Source organism: Rhizobium sp. FG113 (assembly GCF_057809895.1).
Genome location: NZ_JBMDKV010000002.1, coordinates 286,856 through 304,363, shown reverse-complemented (window position 1 = coordinate 304,363; position 17,508 = coordinate 286,856). Strand labels below are relative to the sequence as shown.

Annotated in this window: 19 protein-coding genes and 1 pseudogene; 7 read left to right on the top strand and 13 right to left on the bottom strand. The window is 60.4% G+C overall.

Features of this window, described 5'->3' with window-relative positions; all coding sequences use genetic code 11:
* Positions 1-6: 6 nt before the first annotated feature.
* The 5 genes and pseudogenes from ACODTZ_RS08590 to ACODTZ_RS08570 all read right to left on the bottom strand — a co-directional run bounded on the left by ACODTZ_RS08590 (position 7) and on the right by ACODTZ_RS08570 (position 4,972).
* Positions 7-1,611: a sensor histidine kinase gene (locus ACODTZ_RS08590; RefSeq protein WP_058193720.1), complete on the bottom strand. Its 1,605-nt coding sequence runs from the start codon at positions 1,609-1,611 to the stop codon at positions 7-9.
* Between the two features lie 66 nt (positions 1,612-1,677).
* Positions 1,678-2,166 (bottom strand): annotated as a pseudogene (locus tag ACODTZ_RS08585) (zinc-binding dehydrogenase); the annotation flags it as partial.
* Between the two features lie 77 nt (positions 2,167-2,243).
* Complete coding sequence (locus tag ACODTZ_RS08580; protein ID WP_071537973.1) at positions 2,244-3,509, bottom strand: thiolase family protein; 1,266 nt, start codon at positions 3,507-3,509, stop codon at positions 2,244-2,246.
* 118 nt (positions 3,510-3,627) lie between these two features.
* Entirely contained in the window at positions 3,628-4,374 is a 747-nt protein-coding gene (locus tag ACODTZ_RS08575; RefSeq protein ID WP_489025135.1) for a ferredoxin reductase, read from the bottom strand.
* Positions 4,367-4,972, bottom strand: a complete 606-nt coding sequence (locus ACODTZ_RS08570; RefSeq protein WP_058193725.1) for a sulfite oxidase-like oxidoreductase — start codon at positions 4,970-4,972, stop codon at positions 4,367-4,369. The genes ACODTZ_RS08575 and ACODTZ_RS08570 overlap by 8 nt, the downstream gene beginning before the upstream one ends.
* 351 nt (positions 4,973-5,323) lie before the next feature.
* Here ACODTZ_RS08570 and nadE point away from each other — a divergent pair, with 351 nt between their 5' ends.
* The 4 genes from nadE (at position 5,324) to ACODTZ_RS08550 (ending at position 8,646) form a co-directional block, all read left to right on the top strand.
* Complete coding sequence (nadE, locus tag ACODTZ_RS08565; protein WP_058193727.1) at positions 5,324-6,148, top strand: NAD(+) synthase; 825 nt, start codon at positions 5,324-5,326, stop codon at positions 6,146-6,148.
* 261 nt (positions 6,149-6,409) lie between these two features.
* Positions 6,410-6,883 (top strand): peroxiredoxin family protein, encoded by a 474-nt coding sequence (locus ACODTZ_RS08560; RefSeq protein WP_071537974.1) that lies wholly within the window; start codon positions 6,410-6,412, stop codon positions 6,881-6,883.
* A 3-nt stretch (positions 6,884-6,886) separates the two neighbouring features.
* Entirely contained in the window at positions 6,887-7,378 is a 492-nt protein-coding gene (locus ACODTZ_RS08555) for a DM13 domain-containing protein (RefSeq protein ID WP_058193732.1), read from the top strand.
* 8 nt (positions 7,379-7,386) lie between these two features.
* Positions 7,387-8,646 carry an MFS transporter gene (locus ACODTZ_RS08550; RefSeq protein ID WP_058193734.1) on the top strand — a complete coding sequence of 420 codons (1,260 nt, stop codon included), beginning with the start codon at positions 7,387-7,389 and terminating at the stop codon, positions 8,644-8,646.
* A 427-nt stretch (positions 8,647-9,073) separates the two neighbouring features.
* Here ACODTZ_RS08550 and ACODTZ_RS08545 read toward each other — a convergent pair whose 3' ends face one another.
* From ACODTZ_RS08545 to ACODTZ_RS08515, 7 genes are all read right to left on the bottom strand, one after another.
* Positions 9,074-9,523 carry a hypothetical protein gene (locus tag ACODTZ_RS08545; RefSeq protein ID WP_058193737.1) on the bottom strand — a complete coding sequence of 150 codons (450 nt, stop codon included), beginning with the start codon at positions 9,521-9,523 and terminating at the stop codon, positions 9,074-9,076.
* Positions 9,524-9,607: 84 nt separating this feature from the next.
* Positions 9,608-10,135, bottom strand: a complete 528-nt coding sequence (locus ACODTZ_RS08540) for a hypothetical protein (protein WP_234825309.1) — start codon at positions 10,133-10,135, stop codon at positions 9,608-9,610.
* 139 nt (positions 10,136-10,274) lie between these two features.
* Positions 10,275-11,240: a magnesium and cobalt transport protein CorA gene (locus ACODTZ_RS08535; RefSeq protein WP_489025132.1), complete on the bottom strand. Its 966-nt coding sequence runs from the start codon at positions 11,238-11,240 to the stop codon at positions 10,275-10,277.
* Positions 11,237-11,941: a glutathione S-transferase N-terminal domain-containing protein gene (locus ACODTZ_RS08530; RefSeq protein WP_058193743.1), complete on the bottom strand. Its 705-nt coding sequence runs from the start codon at positions 11,939-11,941 to the stop codon at positions 11,237-11,239. Before ACODTZ_RS08530 ends, ACODTZ_RS08535 begins: the two co-directional genes overlap by 4 nt.
* 132 nt (positions 11,942-12,073) lie before the next feature.
* Positions 12,074-12,613, bottom strand: a complete 540-nt coding sequence (gene msrA / locus ACODTZ_RS08525) for a peptide-methionine (S)-S-oxide reductase MsrA (RefSeq protein ID WP_058193745.1) — start codon at positions 12,611-12,613, stop codon at positions 12,074-12,076.
* A 1-nt stretch (position 12,614) separates the two neighbouring features.
* A complete protein-coding gene (msrB, locus tag ACODTZ_RS08520; protein ID WP_058193748.1) occupies positions 12,615-13,058 on the bottom strand; it encodes a peptide-methionine (R)-S-oxide reductase MsrB in 444 nt (147 codons plus the stop codon).
* A 149-nt stretch (positions 13,059-13,207) separates the two neighbouring features.
* Positions 13,208-14,083 (bottom strand): LysR family transcriptional regulator, encoded by an 876-nt coding sequence (locus tag ACODTZ_RS08515; protein ID WP_170233918.1) that lies wholly within the window; start codon positions 14,081-14,083, stop codon positions 13,208-13,210.
* A gap of 233 nt (positions 14,084-14,316) precedes the next feature.
* On the opposite strand from ACODTZ_RS08515, the gene ACODTZ_RS08510 reads away from it, so the two are divergent.
* The 3 genes from ACODTZ_RS08510 to ACODTZ_RS08500 all read left to right on the top strand — a co-directional run bounded on the left by ACODTZ_RS08510 (position 14,317) and on the right by ACODTZ_RS08500 (position 16,919).
* Complete coding sequence (locus tag ACODTZ_RS08510; protein WP_058193757.1) at positions 14,317-15,546, top strand: bifunctional alpha/beta hydrolase/OsmC family protein; 1,230 nt, start codon at positions 14,317-14,319, stop codon at positions 15,544-15,546.
* 44 nt (positions 15,547-15,590) lie between these two features.
* A complete protein-coding gene (gene msrA, locus ACODTZ_RS08505) occupies positions 15,591-16,094 on the top strand; it encodes a peptide-methionine (S)-S-oxide reductase MsrA (RefSeq protein WP_058193752.1) in 504 nt (167 codons plus the stop codon).
* Between the two features lie 66 nt (positions 16,095-16,160).
* On the top strand, positions 16,161-16,919 hold the full coding sequence (locus ACODTZ_RS08500; protein ID WP_069311316.1) for a ZIP family metal transporter: 759 nt from the start codon (positions 16,161-16,163) through the stop codon (positions 16,917-16,919).
* Positions 16,920-16,941: 22 nt separating this feature from the next.
* On the opposite strand, the gene ACODTZ_RS08495 is transcribed toward ACODTZ_RS08500, so the two are convergent.
* Positions 16,942-17,436: a MarR family winged helix-turn-helix transcriptional regulator gene (locus tag ACODTZ_RS08495; RefSeq protein ID WP_210408504.1), complete on the bottom strand. Its 495-nt coding sequence runs from the start codon at positions 17,434-17,436 to the stop codon at positions 16,942-16,944.
* Between the last annotated feature and the right edge of the window lie 72 nt (positions 17,437-17,508).

Genomic DNA, 17,508 nt, shown 5'->3' with positions numbered 1-17,508 from the left:
CTCCCATCAACCTTGAACCAGGTGACGCATGGAGGCGTGTAGATCAGCAGCTAACCCGGAGGGCTCGTAGCGGACATCGACGCCTCCTGTGCCGACAAGGCCGATGTTGATCAGCTTCGAACCAAAACCTCTGCGCGTCGGCGGGACGACGGGTGGTCCCCCGCGCTCACGCCATTGGATGCTTAGAAGATCGCTCTCCTGCCCGTTCAGTATGCCCCACGTCAGAGACACCTCGCCGTGATCATTGCTCAGCGCGCCGTACTTGCAGGCGTTGGTCAGCAACTCGTGCACTATCAGCGAAAAAGAGAGCGCCGCTCGCGGCCCAAGGGCCACCGTAGGGCCACTCATGTCGACCCGATCCGAGAATCCTATCGCGTCAATCACGGTCGCGGCGATCGTTTGCAAGTCAGCCTGCGTCCAACTCATTTGAAGCAAGGCGTCGTGCGCCGCGCTAAGAGCCATCAGACGGCGCTCAAAGGCGTAGACTGCATCGCGATCGGTGACGTTTCGCAACGTTTGGCTCGCGATGGCCTGAACCATAGTGAGCATGTTCTTCAAGCGGTGAGCGATCTCACCATTCACGATGACTTGCTGCTGCTCGGTGCGGAGCCTCGCGACCCCAGCCTCGAGCCGGTCCGCCGCGCTCCGCAGGAACGAGATTTCTTCTGCTGGCCACGGTCGGGGGTGCGCCGAATGGACAAAGAAGACGGCGATGGTCTTGCCTCGATCTCTCACTGGCATGTCGACCAGAGACCGAACGCCGACACGCACTGCGCTCTCGAGATTATGGAGCGTGCGGTCGTCGGTTAGGGCGTCCCAAACGATCAGGGGGTCGCCACCGACGAGCGGCTTGCGCAAGCTTCCGTACTCTTCGAGACGGTGGCGGCCGGCGATGCTCATAATCCCGGGCGCCGTCCAATCTGTTTCGACGTCAATGGTCTCGACGTCATCGTCGACGGATCCGAACCCGGCCCGGTCCGTGGCAAGCGCCCTGCCCACGATGGCGGCGGTAGCCGACGCCATCTCGGCGGTGTCGTGACTGCTTCGTATGGTCTCGCCGATCTCGACCAAGGCTGTCTGCAGCCCCGTGAGGCGCTCGCTCGCGTTGGCGACACGGCGCAGTTCAAGATTTTCGCTGGCGAGGCGAGCAAGTGCCTGAAGCATCGCCTTTTCCGCTTCGCTGAGCCCTTTAGGCCGCGGAGCGGTATCGATGACGCAGAGCCGACCAACGATCGCGCCGGATCGCAGCATGAGCGGTGCGCCAGCGTAGGCGCGAAAGTGCCTGACGCCGGTGACGAGCGGATTGCGCTTGGTCCGCGCGTCATTTGTGAGATCGACGATTTCCAAGAGGTCGCCCTGATCGATCTCGATCCGACAGACCGAGTGTTCGATTTCGGTCTCGCACACCTCGAGCCCGTACTTGGCCTTGAACCATTGACGGTCGGTGTCGAGGAGAGTGATGAGCGCGATCGGAACGTCGCAAGCCTTTGCCGCGACGAAAACGAGATCGTCGAAGGCTTGCTCTTCCGGCGTGTCGAGGACCATGAGGTCCGCAAGCGCCTTCGCCCGCTGTGCCGGCCCGAAATCTGTTTTGTCAGAGTTCAGGCTCACCAGAGCTCTCCCGGTCGGGGCCTTGAAGCCTGAACATGGCCGATCATGCGCTTTGGCTTAGTCACGTCAGTGCCCCCTCACGCGCGGCGGCCACTGCGATGACGGGCCCCCCGTGTCGCGGCTCTGATCGGCGGCGGCACCAATAGTCAGAACGATCTTGCCCTGGATGTGGCCTGCCTCTGCTCGATGATGAGCGGCAGCCGCTTCGGAAAGCGGGAATGTGCTGTCCACGGCGACGCGAACCGCACCGCTATCGAGTAGTTGAGCTAGCTTGGCCAACTGATCGCCGTTGGAACGAACCTGAGTCGCCGAAACGGTCACCCCCCGGCCGGCAGCCTCGTCATGTCCGGCAAAGCCGAGGGGAAAAATCGGGAACAGCGCGCCGCCCGGACGGATGGTCTGCAGAAAGCGGCTCGCGGCCGGGCCGCCGACAGCGTCGACGACGAGATCGACGTCGCGCACATCGTCTTCGGGCTTGGTCTGCGTGTAGTCGATGAACTCGTCAGCACCCAGTTCGCGGAGGAAAGCCTCGTGCCGGCTTGACGCGACAGCTAGTGGCGCATCCTCATAGCGGAGGACCTCGGGAGCGCCGAACTCATGGAAGCGGATCGCCTTCATCTCATACCCCCCAATCAGACGCGTTCGAGGAGGGCGACGGTGCCTTGACCGCCGTCGGCACAGATGCTGACGATCCCGAGAGACCCGACCGGCATGGCCCACAGCTCTTTGACGGCTTGGCTGAGGTCACGCGCGCCAGTCGCGCCGAAGGGATGCCCGATAGCTACCGAACCGCCGTTGGGATTGACGCGATCCCAGTCGAAGTTACCCATCTCGGGCGAGACGCCGGCCTTCTCTCGGACCCAATTCGGATCGGTGATGGCTGCGACATTGGCCAAGACCTGTGCCGCGAAGGCTTCGTGGATCTCCCAAAGGGCAATGTCGGAGAATGCCAGCTGATGTCGCGCGAGCAGACGCGGAATGGCATATGACGGTGCCATCAGAAGCCCCTCCGTGTGGAGGTCGACCGCAGATATTTCGAAGTCGACGAGCCGCACGTGAGCCGTGCCTTCGGGGAGCCTCTGCAAACCTTCTTCATTGGACACCCAACAGCCGGCCGCCCCATCTGTGATCGGAGAGCTGTTGCCAGCTGTCAGGCTACCCATGCCGCTCTCGCGATCAAAGGCCGGCTTCAGACCTGACAGCCGTTCGGCGGACGTGTCCGCACGCGGGTTTGCATCGCGGGCAAGTTCCGGCAGTGCAATCACGAGGTCATCGAAGAAACCGCTGTCCCAACCGGCGATCGCTCGCTGGTGGCTCTTGAGAGCCCAGTCGTCCTGTGCCTCACGCGAGATCCGCCACGCCTTGGCGGTCTCCTCCATGTGATCGCCCATCGTCCTGCCGGTAAGGCGGTTGGCCCATCCCTTCGTCGGGAGCACATAGTCGGTAGGAGCCAGCGCCCCCAAGGCGGCAAGTGCTGCTGCGGCATCCTGCGCGAACAAATCGGTGAGCCGCTTTGATGCCTCGGGGGTAAGCGCGAGCGATGGCCGGCTCATGACCTCAGAGCCGCCGACCATGATCAAGTTAAGGCCGCCACCGAGCATGCCGGCCGCAGCGAAACACGCGGTCATGCTGGTTGAGCACGCAAGAACAACGGAGAATGCCGGGACATTGGGATTGAGTTTCGCGTCTAGCCATACCTCACGAGCGATATTGCTCCAGCCCAGGTTTGGGATGACGCTTCCCCAGACAACGAGGTCGGGCTCGGCAAGCTTCCCCATCTCCTGAACGACGGGCACGGATAAGGAGACCGCGTCATAATTCGCCAGTGCTCCCCCGCCGCGCCCAAAAGGGGTCCGAAGGCCTGCGGCTACGAAAACTGGTTCTGCAAAGCGGCTCACAGTGGTCTCCCGAAAGACAAAGGTTCGAATAAGCGACGCGGCGTAGTGCGCTCAGGCTCCCCGGCCTGGGCCGTAGTTGAGCGCTTTCGTCTGGAGGGATTCGACCATTTCGCTGCCTCTACCCTCCATAGCGCTCAGTCTTAATGATCGAGGCGTCGAGCCCGGCCGCTAACGCGCCGTCCGTCGCGATGTTGACGAAACCGTTGGACCCGCAAACGAACACGTGGGCAGGATCTCGACCCAGGCGGGCGATCGTCTCCTTGACCATCTCGGCGTCGATCCGTCGGCCAAAGTCCGAGGCGCGCATTGGCGCTTCGCGCGTTATCGCGACGGCTAGGACCAACGCAGAATCACGCATCTCGATCGAGCGAAGTTCGCTGGAGAAGAGTACGTCGCGACTGGTCCGAGCGGACAAGAGCAGCGCAACTGGAACGGCCTGGGCCAGTGCTTGGCGCTGCCTGATCATTGCCATCAGTGGGACCAAGCCCGAACCTGCGCCGATCAGCAGCACCGGGTCGTCAGCAGGTTCGGGCCACAAAAAGTGGCCACCGAGAGGACCTCTAAGTTCGATTTCGTCGCCAGGAGCGGCGACGTCGTGGAAGAACGGCGAGACTTCGCCATCGGGCAGACGCTCTATTGCCAACTCGAGGATCGGGGACGAGGCAGCCGACGATGCAATCGAATAGCTGCGCATCGCTTGATAGCCATTGGGGGCGGTCAGGCGCACGTCAACGTGCTGGCCGGCGGTATGGAAGAAAGGCTCCCGTAGCAGCAGGAAAAAGCTCTTTCTACTTGGGGTCTGCTGGACGATCTCGTCGATCACACATGACTGCCACGACGCGGGTTGCGCGTCGATCTCAGTCATGGGTGTACCGTTGTTCGCGCCACGGATCGCCGTAGATGTGATAGCCGCGCAGTTCCCAGAAGCCAGCTTCATCACGCGTCGTGAACTGCAGCCCATTCACCCATTTGGCGGACTTCCAAAAGTATAGATGAGGTACTAGCAGGCGCGCCGGTCCGCCATGATCACGGGGAAGCGGCTCGCCCGCATACCCAGTCGCGACCATCGCCTTACCGGCCAGAAGGTCGGCGAGCGGGACATTGGTCGAATAGCCATCGTAGCAGTGGGCCAAGACGAAATCGGTGGGCCGCTCGAGTCCTGCATCCGCGAGGATGTCTTCGATCAGCACGCCTTCCCACTTGGTGTCGAGCTTCGACCATGACGTAACGCAGTGTATGTCTTTAGTTACGTTGGTTTTCGGAAGGGCGTTAAACTCGCTCCAGGTCCAGACCTTGATCGGCTTTGGACCGATCTTGACCGTAAACTTCCAGTCGGATGTCTCGATACGTGGCGTCGGTCCCGCGGTCAGTACGGGAAAATTTTCTACGAGATGTTGACCCGGCGGAATGCGGCCATCGTGGTCGCCGCCTGAACCGCGGCCGGTGAAACCTCTGGTGACCATGCCGAACCCCCTTGCTCGTCACGACAGACCGGAACCGACTTAATCTCAGGCTACTGCGTAGATGATCTTCGCACTTGCATGATGCCGAATGGATCGACAGGCTGAAACTCAGACAACCGAATGCCGTATCAGTATAGATCTGTTTATCATCACTATGAATCGCGCTAATCGCACCTCGACTATAGCGGTAGAGCAGCATCTTTGCCCAATGTCTGCTCGCTATAGTTTCAATACCTTCCGACCAGCGTTGCACGCGTATGTGCGCCCGTGGGATGTTAGGCGAACGCCGCCGGCTGTCGGACGGAGAAGGCACGGTCATCGCCTGCTTGCGGTTCACGTCATGAGGTCGCCATGCACGCTCAAGCTGAAATCATCGCAGCGCTCGGCGTCTCTCAAACGTTCGATGCTGAACAAGAGGCCGCGAGCCGTATCGGCTTCCTTCGCGATTATTTGAGAAGGTCTGGCCAGCGAGCGTATGTGCTTGGAATCAGCGGGGGCGTCGATTCCCTGACCGCGGGCCTGCTGGCGCAATCGGCCGTGAAGGAGCTTCGCCGCACCGGGTACGAGTGCGAGTTTCTTGCGGTGCGGCTACCTTATGGCATTCAGTCGGATGAGCACGATGCTCAACTTGCTCTCTCGACGATCAAGCCTGACCGTACGGTGGCGATCAATGTGAGGCCCGCAACGGACGCTCTTTGGGCGGAACTGACGTACTCCGGATACGATCCAGTTGATCCTCACGACCGCGGCAGAGCGCTAGGTAACGTCAAGGCGCGCCAGCGCATGATTGCTCAATTCGCGCTCGCTGGAAGCCTGGGTGGCCTAGTGATCGGTACGGACCATGCAGCGGAAGCGGTCATGGGGTTCTTCACCAAATTTGGCGATGGCGCCGCGGATGTTCTGCCTCTCGCGGGTCTCAACAAGCGACGTGTTCGCGCGATTGGGGTTCACCTTGGCGCCCCGCCTGAGATAATCGGCAAGGTTCCGACTGCGGATTTGGACGATCTCATGCCGTTGCGCCCAGATGAGGATGTCTACGGCGTGACCTACGATGAGATCGACGATTACCTCGAGGGACGCGTCGTGGCGCCGACGGCTGTAGAGACAATCGAAGAAGCGTACCGAGCGACAGCCCACAAACGTAAGCTACCTGCTGCGCCCGCTTTCCAGATTTGACGTCACCCAGGTCGAACGCACGCTCCGATTTGCTCCCGTCGAAGATATAGAAACTATGTCACGTCGCTATTGGAAAAGTTCAGCGTGGGAATTCATAGTCGATCACGCGAACGCTTTGTTTCGATGGGTATAGTTGAGAAGAGCATTGGTCTCATCGACCACGCGACCCTCTGGCTCAGGGAGCAGTAACGCATAGCAAAGCCGCTGTGGACGCGATGTTTCGCCAGGCATCGGGTGTCTGCATCGTGGTTGGAGAGAAGAATGAGCCCGGCCGAACGTCAAGCTCCTCAGCTTCGTGTGCAACGGTGGATCGGTGTAGATGGCGGCAACCTCGCCACGCCGATCCAACTATCGGATCTGGGCGTAGGCCCGAAGATCGTGTTCGCGTTTCAGCATTGGTGCCGTGGCTGCCATCTGCATGGATTTCCCACTCTGCAGAAATTGCACGGAGCGCTGGAATCCAGAGGTGTCGGGTTTGCAGTGATCCAAACGGTCTTCGAAGGTGCCCACGAAAATACCTTCGAGAAACTGCGCATCAATCAAGTCGAATACAATCTCCCCATTGCTTTCGGGCATGACGAGCCGCCAGCTGGCGCGGCTTTTCCCACATTCATGGAAGATTACAGAACACGGGGAACGCCGTGGTTTACCGTCATCAACGCCAACGGTCGCATCGTCTTCTCGGATTTTCATCTCGACGCGGATCGTTTGGTGGCGGAACTGGAGAGCACGTGAAAGATGCCACGTTGGCTCATTCTAGCCGCCACCCATATCGCCGCCGCCGCCGCAGGCTTTGCTGGTGGCATCTACATGCTCCCGATCCTGACCGCGCCGGTTTCGCCGACCGAAGCTGTCCTGCGCAGCTCGACGCCTGAAGCGCTTTATTCCGGAAGGCTTGTTCGGGATCTCGCCGGCAGCGACCTGCTGCATTGGGGCGAAGGTGAAGTGCGGGTCTTGCCTCTCCGGATCGCGCACATCGGCCGCCTCTCGCCGGGGCCGGACTACAAGCTCTATCTCACCCCACACTTCGTCGACACAGAGGAAGCGTTCCTCGCGATCAAGGACGCATCCGCTCGGGTGGGCGATGTGAAAACGTTCAACGGCTTCATCGTAGAGGTGCCCGCCGATATCGATGTTCGAGACTACAGCACCGTTGTCATCTGGTGCGAAGCCTTTGCTCAGTTCATCAGTTCCGCGGAGTATCAGCCTCCGCGTCAGGCTCGGAAATGAGCCAGGCGATGGACGACGTAAAGGCAGCGTGCGCGCGGGGACTCGTTTTGGCTCCGGTTGCGGCGCTGTTGTTAAGTGTCGCCACACTGCTCCTGGGCAATGGTCTGCTGGGTACTCTCCTGATTGTGAGAGCTGGTCAGGAAGGCTTCTCGGCCGGGACGATCAGCGCAATGATGTCCTTTTATTTCGCGGGCTTCACGATCGGCGCGCTGGTTTTGCCCCGGATCATCGTGTCTGTCGGTCACGTCAGGACCTTCGCTGGCTTCGCGGCGATCGCTTCGATGACTTCTCTCCTCCATGTCGCATTCGTAGACGCGAGCGCATGGATGCCACTTCGGCTTGTAACCGGCTTCGCCTATGCCGGCATGATCCTTGCGACTGAGAGTTGGCTCAACGCTCACGCTATTCCGTCCACACGCGGTCAGCTCTTGTCGATCTTCGGCGTCGTTTCGATGGGCTCGTGGGCTCTTGGCCAAGCACTTCTAAACGTGGCCCCACCTGCAGACGTGACCCTGTTCCTGATCGTCTCACTGCTGATATCGGCGGCGGTCGTCCCAGTCACTCTGCTGCCCAGCCATCCGCCGGCCGATGTTCGACAGGAACCCGTCGCCTTCCGCGATCTTTTCGCGGTCTCGCCTCTAGCATCGGTCGGCGTCTTCCTGGCGGGCCTGGCCATAGGCGGTTTCTGGGGCTTGGGACCTAACTTTGCACAGAGGATCGGCCTCGATGTGGGCGGCATATCCGCGTTCATGGCGGCAGTCCTTGGTGGGACGCTCGCCCTGCAATGGCCTCTCGGATGGCTATCGGACCAGGTGTCGCGAAACCTCGTCATCGCCGGCGCGGCCCTGGCTTCCGCAGCGTCCGCTATCGCCGTAGCGATGGCGGCGGACGCGCCTCTGCCTCTGCTACTCGCCGCGGGCGCGCTGTTCGGCGGCTTCGGCATTCCCATCTATTCGCTATGTCTAGCCGTCGCCAACGACGATCTTCCTGCGGGTCGGCTTCTGGGCACAGCTCGCGGGCTTCTTCTGCTCAACGGTATCGGGACCGCTGCTGGGCCGCTCATCGGGGGAGTAGTGATGGATTTAGTGGGGCCCGGCGGCTTGTTTCTCTACGCGGCGGCGTTGCTCACTGCGCTGGCGGTGTTGGCCGGTGCGCGCAGGCGTACTCACCGCGCCATCGAGACACGCGCCATACGCTGCCCAAGCACGGCGATGATCACCGGATCCCTCGATGCGATGATAACAACGCAAGCTAAGCCACAGAAATGATCATTCGCGGCCGAAGGCCAGTCAGCTGATGCAGACGCTTGGCCCAAACGAAGCGAAGCCCGCCATGGACGAGACAGTGTGTGCTCCCGCTCAAAGCGGGGCCCATGAAATGAAGCGGGGTGCTCTTGCCATCCTTCCCTTGGCGTTGGGAGCCAGCGTGTATGGCATGGCCTTCGGTCTTCTGGCTGTGCAGGTAGGCTTTCCGTGGTGGGGCGTGGGGATCATGAGCGTCTCTAGGGGCATAAACTCAACATCGGTTCGATGTAACGGCCCCGGGAGATAGCCGTTGGGTCGGCAAGGCTTTTGACGCTATCTGTCCGCAGCCTCACCCCCCAGATGTTGTGTGTGCCAACCGCTGGGCCGCGGCCGCCTAAGATCCGGATTGAATTTCTGTGGGGCTGCATAATGCAGCACGGCGGGTCCTCGCCTAGGCAACGGCCTCAACGGTGAGGTCCCGGCCGTTGAACTGCACGGTTTCACCCGCCCGCGCACCCTCGATCGCCTCGAAGATCGGGGCCATCGTGGAAATACCCATGAGCTCACGCCCATGACAGGTAAACCTACTCGTCGACACTGCGATCACGAAGTACTTGCCGGACAGCTTGATGACGGCGCCCTCCGCAACGGCTGACTTCGGCCCGAAATCGATCGCACGCAGCTTGTCGAGCTTATCCGCATAATCATCGAGAGTGTCGTCGAGCGCTTCAGCGAAATCGCTTGCGACCTCGGCTTGCGCCTGCTCGTCGTTCTCTATCGGCTCGCTCCGATCGAGGCGCGCGGTGGAAACGTAATCGAGATAGTTGTCTCGAGCGCTGTGTAGTGCGGCCGTCTCAAGCGACAGCATGGTCTCCCGAATGTGGTCTTTGTTCCAGTCCATCTTGTCCTCGTTACTTCGTGATTTGGAGCCGACGCACATCCTGGGCGATTGCTCGAGAAGCGGTCTCCGCGAACAGCGAACGAGTCATTCGTCGCTAATGACGTCTTCGCCCTGGTAGGGAATTCTGATTAGCCGAGGGTCCCGAATGATGCTCGTGACGAGCCAAACGTAGGACTGTTCTGCAGTATCGAAGCCGAGGATGCTGAATGCGCCCCCGAACGGACACGCTGGAAAGTCCGGAAAGCCCTCTCTCAACACGTAGCGCTCCGGATCGCGATCGAACTCGCTTTTATAGACCTTGCGCAGCCCATGCTTGCTCGGGACGTCCTCGTCGCCAGCCGGGGCTGTCTCGCGGTGCTCGATAAGCCGTTCAGACAGGTCGCGGTGACATATCTCGTCAAATACGTCGAACGCATCGATCAGCAGGCCTTTGTGCTCGGTCGCCGGATCGGTGATGGCGTAAATGTTGGACGCGTCTTCGGCCCCGTCCCCGCTTTCGAGACGCAATGCTGCGTCGACGCGAATGCTGCATGGATCGAGCGTTGATCCGAGTTCGAGATCGACGAGAGCGCCGTCCTTCACGCGATATTCTCGGTCATAGCCTTTCGCCACGAAGGACTGCACGGCATCCAGAACGTCTGTCACTTGGGTCGGCATAAACGCACCTCGAATTCGCATTGGAAGGATCGCGCCAGGGCGGAGAGCACGCAATGGCGCATCGACCAATCAGCGCGCGAAGCGTGGGCTTCCGTCATAGCCATTTTGCTCGCTTGAAGCGCACGAACAGGAACAGGCAGAACGTCAACATCAGTCCGAGCACGACGAAGTAGCCGTAGGCTGTATCCAGCTCAGGCATGTTCCTGAAGTTCATCCCGTATATCCCCGCTATGGCCGTCGGGACCGCAAGGATGGCCGCCCAGGCCGCGAGTTGGCGCGTGATGACACCTGTTCTCTGCGCTTCCAGCAGGCTGCTGAATTCGAAAACAGTGGACAACACCTGGAGGAGGCCGTCGACCATGGACTGAACGCGATCGACATGGTCCGCGACGTCGTTGAAGTAGGGGCGAACTTCAGCGCTGATGCATGGAAAGTGTCCGCGCACGAGCTTGCGCACCAGCTCCGCCATAGCGCCGAGCGTACGCTGAAAGCGCGTTAGCTCGCATCGTAAGCCGAAGATGCGGGCGACTTCCTCTCGCCCGAGGAAATCGTCGAGCGACCGCCTCTCCATCTCGAGAACGTCATCTTCGATCATTTCGAAGATGGGAAGATACTGATCTACGATCCGGTGCAGGATCGCGTGAAGGACGTAATCGACGCCCTTTCCGAACTGGGCGGGCGAGCCCTCCAGTTGCTCTCGAAGATTGCCCAATGCCCCGGCGTTGCCGTGGCGCACGGTGATGAGGTGGTTATGGCCAGTGAACATCGTTTTGCCGTAGCGTATGCGATCTCCAACCAGCTCGGCCGTCTGGGCGACGACGTAAAGCTCGCCATTGTAAACTTCGAGCTTCGGCGGGCACATCGGGTGCATCGCGTTGTCGATCGCCAATGGATGCAGATTGTAGGTCGCCTGAAGCGTCTTCAGTTCGCCTATTGACGGCTCGCTGAGCCCAATCCAGCAGAAGCCCGAACGGCTCTTGTCGAGGTCGACGCGCTCGTCGATCGCGACTTCGCGGATCCGCCGACCCTCGTTGTAGTAATACGCGGCGATGACGCTCATGCCGGCCTCGCCGGGATGAGCAGGCCCCGCTGCACAGCTGGCCGAGCAAGGCCGCGGTCTAGCCACGCTCGGACGTTCCGGTGATCGTCAAGGCGCAGCAGGTCGCCGGCGTCATAGCTGCCGACCAGGGCATTGACCCAGCCGAGCGTCGCAATGTCGGCGACGGAGTAGTCCTCGACGATCCAGTTGCGCCCTTCGAGCTGGCGATCCAACACCCCCAGGAGGCGCTTGGACTCGTCGGCGAACCGCTGCTGAGGCCGCTTGTCCTCATAGTCCTTGCCGCCCCAACGCAGGAAGAAACCCAGTTGACCGAACATCGGGCCGATCGCCGACATTTGGAAAAATACCCAACTGAGCGCTTCGTAACGCCTGGCTGCCGCCGCTGGGATCAGTTGGCCGGTCTTCTCGGCAAGATAGACGAGGATCGCACCGGATTCCCAAAGACCGAGCGGCTCACCGTCCGGACCGGATGGGTCAATGATCGCGGGTATGCGGCCGTTGGGATTTAGAGACACGAAAGCCGGGTCTTTGGTCTCATTCCGGCTGATGTCGATGAAGTGCGGCTCGTATGGGAGGCCGGTCTCCTCCAGCATGATGGAGACCTTGACGCCGTTTGGCGTCGGAGCCGCATAGAGCTGCAACAGATCAGTGTTGGAGGCGGGCCAGCGCTGAGTGATCGGAAACGATGAAAGGTCTGGCATGCTGGGCGATCCCACAACGTGATTTCAGCGAAGAAGCGTGACCGCCTGATTGGCTGGCTCGGGGACCGCATCGCTGGTCGATGCGGTCCCGATGCTTACGATCCAGGGGCTTAGCCGCGCTGGCCGTTGCAGCTATTCCGCTGCCTCTCCGGCGGTGCGCTGAGTGTCGCCAGCGTCATTACGTTTGGGGAGCACCCAGTTTGCGCGAGGGAAATGGCAGGTGTAGCCACCCGGCCGCTTCTCCAGATAATCCTGGTGCTCTGGCTCTGCTTCCCAGAAATCCCCAACGGGTTCGACTTCGGTGACCACCTTGCCGTCCCACAGTCCGGATGCGTCAACATCAGCGATCGTGTCTTCTGCGACGCGCTTTTGTTCGTCGTCGACGTAGTAGATGCCCGACCGGTATGAGAGTCCGCGGTCATTGCCCTGACGGTTCTTCGTGGTCGGATCGTGGATCTGGAAAAAATACTCCAGGATGTTGCGATAGTTCGTCACCTCGGGGTCGAAGATGATTTCGATCCCTTCGGCATGCGTGCCATGATTGCGATAGGTGGCGTTTGGCACGTCGCCACCGGTGTAACCCACGCGGGTCGAGACGATTCCGGGCTGCTTGCGGATCAGATCCTGCATACCCCAGAAGCACCCGCCTGCGAGAACAGCGCGCTGCTGCATGTTAGGCCTCCTCTACTTGATCGAGATATTCACCGTAGCCCGCGGCTTCCATCTCATCGCGTGGGATGAAGCGAAGCGCTGCTGAGTTGATGCAGTAGCGCAGGCCGCCGCGGTCGGACGGACCATCCGGAAACACGTGACCGAGATGGCTGTCGCCGTGTACTGAGCGAACTTCAGTCCGTACCATCCCATGCGAGCTGTCTCGAACCTCGTTGACGTGCGCCGGGACGATCGGCTTGGTGAAACTCGGCCAGCCGGTGCCCGACTCGAACTTGTCCGTCGACGCGAACAACGGCTCACCGGATACGACGTCGACGTAGATGCCCGCCTCCTTGTTATCGTTGTACTCGCCGGTGAAGGGCCGCTCGGTGCCGTCCTGCTGGGTGACCCGGCGCTGTTCCGGCGTCAGGCGCTCAATTGCTTCCTTTGATTTCTCAAACTTCATGATGGTCTCCAATACTTAGTTAGAGGTCCAGGCACACTACGTTCAGTTTATCTTTGCGGTGGTCGCCTCAACTATCGCAGCGGCTCCAGTTTTTATCCAATACGTCGTGTGTATAGTTTTGATACCGCCCGTGCACTTTGCTTGCGAGGTCAACTCCACTCGTAACGCGCTGCGAGTTGTGCAATTTTCCGTATCTCGACCGGCGCCGTGGACCCTGAAACGGTCGCGATCACCACCTCACGTTCCAGGGCGAAACCCTCAATCGGTCTGGTTACCAAGCCAGGCGCGGCAGCCGATCGTTCAGGCAGAATGCAAATCCCCCGCCCTTCAGCGACGACACGCTGGACCCAATCATCTCGATCTGAGCGAAAACGAGGGCGGACGAGCACCTCCCGCCGAGCGAAGTGATCGAGGATCTGATCGCGGAACTCGCATTTCAGCCGATCCACGAACGGGAAGGCCAGGAGGTCTTCGCCGCGAACGGTGTCGGTCTCCGCTAAAGGGTGATTGACGGAGCAGCCCAGCACGAACCGTTCCTTGAACAGGGGCCGGACATCGAGCTTGCGGTCCGGTCTCGATTCGCGGGGTAGGATGCAAGCATGGTACTTACCTGAGAGCACCTCCGACGTGTCTTCGCTCGACTGTAGCGAATGCAGTTTGATCTCGATTGACGGAACCTCTTCCAAGGCGCTGTCGAAAAATGTCGTGAAAGCCTTTGGGCCGACCGTCGGAGCGACCGCGACATCGAGAACGCGGTGTCGTCCCATGGCCCAGTTTTCCGAGTGATGCCTTACGCTTTTCATCGCGACCAGCATGCGGCGGAACTCGAGTTCGACATCCTGACCGAGGCCGGTGAGCCTGCTGTTCTTCCCGTCACGATAAATCAGCGGTCCACCAAGTTCTTCCTCCAGGCGGCGGATCGCGCGGGTCAGGCTTGGTTGGGAGACACCACTAAGACGAGCAGCTGCCGTGAAATTCAGCGTCTCGGCCAAGTTGATGAAATAGCTGACCTGATTGAGTTCCATAGCCCTTCGGCCCGTGCGCCTGACAGATGCTACCGCTGACTGAACGTCCCCCGCGGACGCCCTACAGAAGTATGCGCGACGCATATAATCATGACCGAGGGGCTTGTCTATATGCGCCACGCATATAAAAGAGATGTCCTGCGGTGCTGGGTTTGGTCGCGAATATGTCGATCGGTTCGGCCGAGTTTGCGCGCTGGCACGCTCGCACCGCGGCGTGTGGGAGGCTCGAAGACATGGCAGGCACTGCGTTCACGTTTCTCAACGCGGCAGGTTCACGGATTTCCGGGCGGCTAGAACCCCCGGAGGGAACACCTCGCGGCTGGGCGATTTTCGCCCATTGCTTCACCTGCGGAAAAGACAACCGTGCCGCAGTTCACATATCGCGCGCGTTGTCGCGCGCGGGCATCGGCGTCTTGAGATTTGACTTTGCCGGCGCTGGGATCGGCGAGCCGACCGCCGATGCTTTGAACTTCGCCTCGGACGTTCAGGATATCAGGTCAGGCGCAAAGGCGATGAAGGCCGCCGGTAAGACCCCCTCTCTTCTTATCGGGCATAGTCTTGGCGGCCTTGCAGCAATCGTAGCCGCGTCAGAGCTACCAGATGTCGCTGCGGTGGCAACGATCGGTGCGCCGGCGGACCTGCACCATATCCTGAGCATCTTTAAGCAAGATGACCTCGACGCCATCAGGGAAGACGGGGAAGCCTCGGTCGAAATCGCCGGTCGATCATTCGTGATCAGTCGTAGCTTCATCGAGTCTTTGCAAGCAATCGATGTGGAGACGGCCATCAACTCACTACGACGTCCGGTGCTGGTTATGCACTCCCCGGTCGATCAGGTGGTTGGGATCAACCATGCGTCGCGCATCTTCGTCTCCTCGCGCCACCCAAAGAGCTTCATATCGCTTGATACGGCGGATCACCTCCTCAGCGATGCAGGCGACGCGAACTACGCTGCCGCTATGGTCGCTGCCTGGGCCAACCGCTTTCTTCCGCCACTCGTGGACGACCTCCCGCAAGTTGAAGCGGCGAAGGGCGTGAGCGCCACGGAGACGCTAGCCGGAAAGTTCCAGCTTACGGTGCGCAGCGGCGAGCACACTTTGTTTGCGGACGAGCCGCCGTCGGTCGGCGGACTTGGCAGCGGATTGTCCCCTTATGAATTGGTGTCAGCCGGTCTAGCGGCCTGCACCGTCATGACGATGCGACTTTACGCGAACCGCAAGGGATTTCCGCTTGAGCGCGCGAGCACGACCGTCGAGCACATGAAAGTGGCAGATATGATGCCCCCCGATCGCTTCAAACGGACGGTCGTTCTGGAGGGGCCGTTGAGTGATGAGCAGCGTGCGCGGATACTTGAGATTGCTGATCGCTGTCCGGTGGACTTGACGCTCCTCCGAGGGTCGGATGTGCAAACCGAGTTGATAGACGGATTAGCATTCATCACGCCCACGAAGGTGGAGCCGTAATCGTGACTTCCGCAAAAAGTCACGGTCAATCAGTTAGCGAAACCATGCGTCGAGAACGCGCAATCCTTGCTGGTGGGTGTTTCTGGGGCTTGGAGGATTTGTTTCGGCGAGCCAGGGGGGTCGTAGGCACGCGCGTTGGCTACATAGGCGGAGAGATGCCTGACCCTACATATGCTCGTCATCATGGCCATGCGGAAGCGGTTGAGATCACATTTGATCCGGCGGTGACGAGCTATCGCAAGATCCTGGAATATTTCTTCCAGATCCACGACCCGACAACTTACGAGCAGCAAGGTAGCGACGTCGGTCCAAGCTATCGTTCGGCGATCTTTTACACGTCGCAGGCCCAAATGGACGTGGCCTTAAAAACGATCGCCGAGATCGAAGCGTCAGGCCGCTGGCCTGGCCCGGTGGTATCCGAAATCAACCCGGAGGAGCCGTTCTGGGAGGCGGAAGCTGAGCACCAACTCTATCTCGCCCGGAATCCCCAGGGTTATAGCTGCCATTTCGAGCGAGCGAATTGGCGCTTGGACAGGTCAGATCGATGAGTTCCAAACTGGCGCGGCTTTGTCTCATGTTCGGCTTCGCGTCTCGCGATGCGAAGCGAGGTCGTGATGCCTGAGTACGTGATCGCGGGCCTGTGGGGATTGCTGTCAGGCAGTGGGCTGCTTGTCGGCGCGATCGTCGCGGATGCCCTCTTTGGCAAGCTCACTCACCGCATGATTTCAGCCGTCATGGGCTTTGGCGGCGGTGTTCTGATAGCAGTTGTAGCCACCGAGCTCATTGGAGAACGGGTCTCGGACGATCTCGGGCCCACAGCGGTCATCGCGCTGCTTGCCGGCGCTGCGATCTTCAGCGGAGCCAATTTCTACCTGTCTCGGCGTGGCGCGAAGAATCGCAAGCGATGCGGTGAATGCACCGAGCAGCCGCGTGAGGGCGAGCAGCACGGGAGCGGCGCTGCGATCGCGCTCGGCAGCGTCCTTGACGGCATCCCGGAAGCGATGGTGATCGGGATGTCGGTCGCGAACGGCGGCGCGATCAGCGTTGCGGTGATCGCTGGATTCTTTCTCGCAAACGTGCCGCAGGGTCTGTCGAGTACATCGGGTATGAAAGTCGCCGGGCGATCTCGACGCTACATCTTCACGATCTGGATCGGCATCCCACTTCTCGTGGGCATTTCAGCAGCTTTGGGCAATCTGCTTTTTGGTTCGGCCGATACGCAAGCTCCCGCAATTCTTTCCTTCGCTGCGGGCGCGGTCATCGCGATGCTGGCTGAGGCAATGATTCCAGAAGCCTTCGAAAAGGCGCCTCCGTTCATCGGTTTCATAACCGTTGTGGGCTTCCTCGCAGCTTATTTGATCGCGCAGCACTGACGCCGCCACGTCAACAAGCTGGTTACGCGCCGTCGCTGCCTTCTCGATCCACGCCTCTTTCGTGCAGTTCGGCGTCGATTGGACAGTTGGTGCAGCCATCGTAGCAGCAGAGCCGACAAATCCGATATGAGTGCTCGAGGTTCTCCAAACGAGCGCGGAGGACGCGTTCGGCGATATCGCACAGGAGCTTCACTTCGGCAGGATCGAGGATCGAAAGACCCTCGGCGATGACTTCGTCCCGCGATGCGAGCACGCCGTCGCTCGCAACCTTCCCTGACTCAGTGAGATAGAGAGACCGCGTGCGTCCGTCTGTTGAATGACCCCGGCGTTCGATCAGCCCTTCGGCCGCTAGCCGGTCCACGAGACGAACCGTTCCTGCGTGTGACAGGCCCACGCCGACCGCGAGCATACGAATAGATAGCCCAGGCTTGTGCGCGAGCAGCGCCAATGCAGAGGCAGCAGGGCCAGCTTCCGGCGCCCGCGATGAACTAGCGCGAACGATGTCGTCGCTGATCATGAGTGAGAACGCCCCGAAAATGTTGCGATCTCGAGGTCCATCCATTGCCGCATCTATATGTGCGCGGAGCAT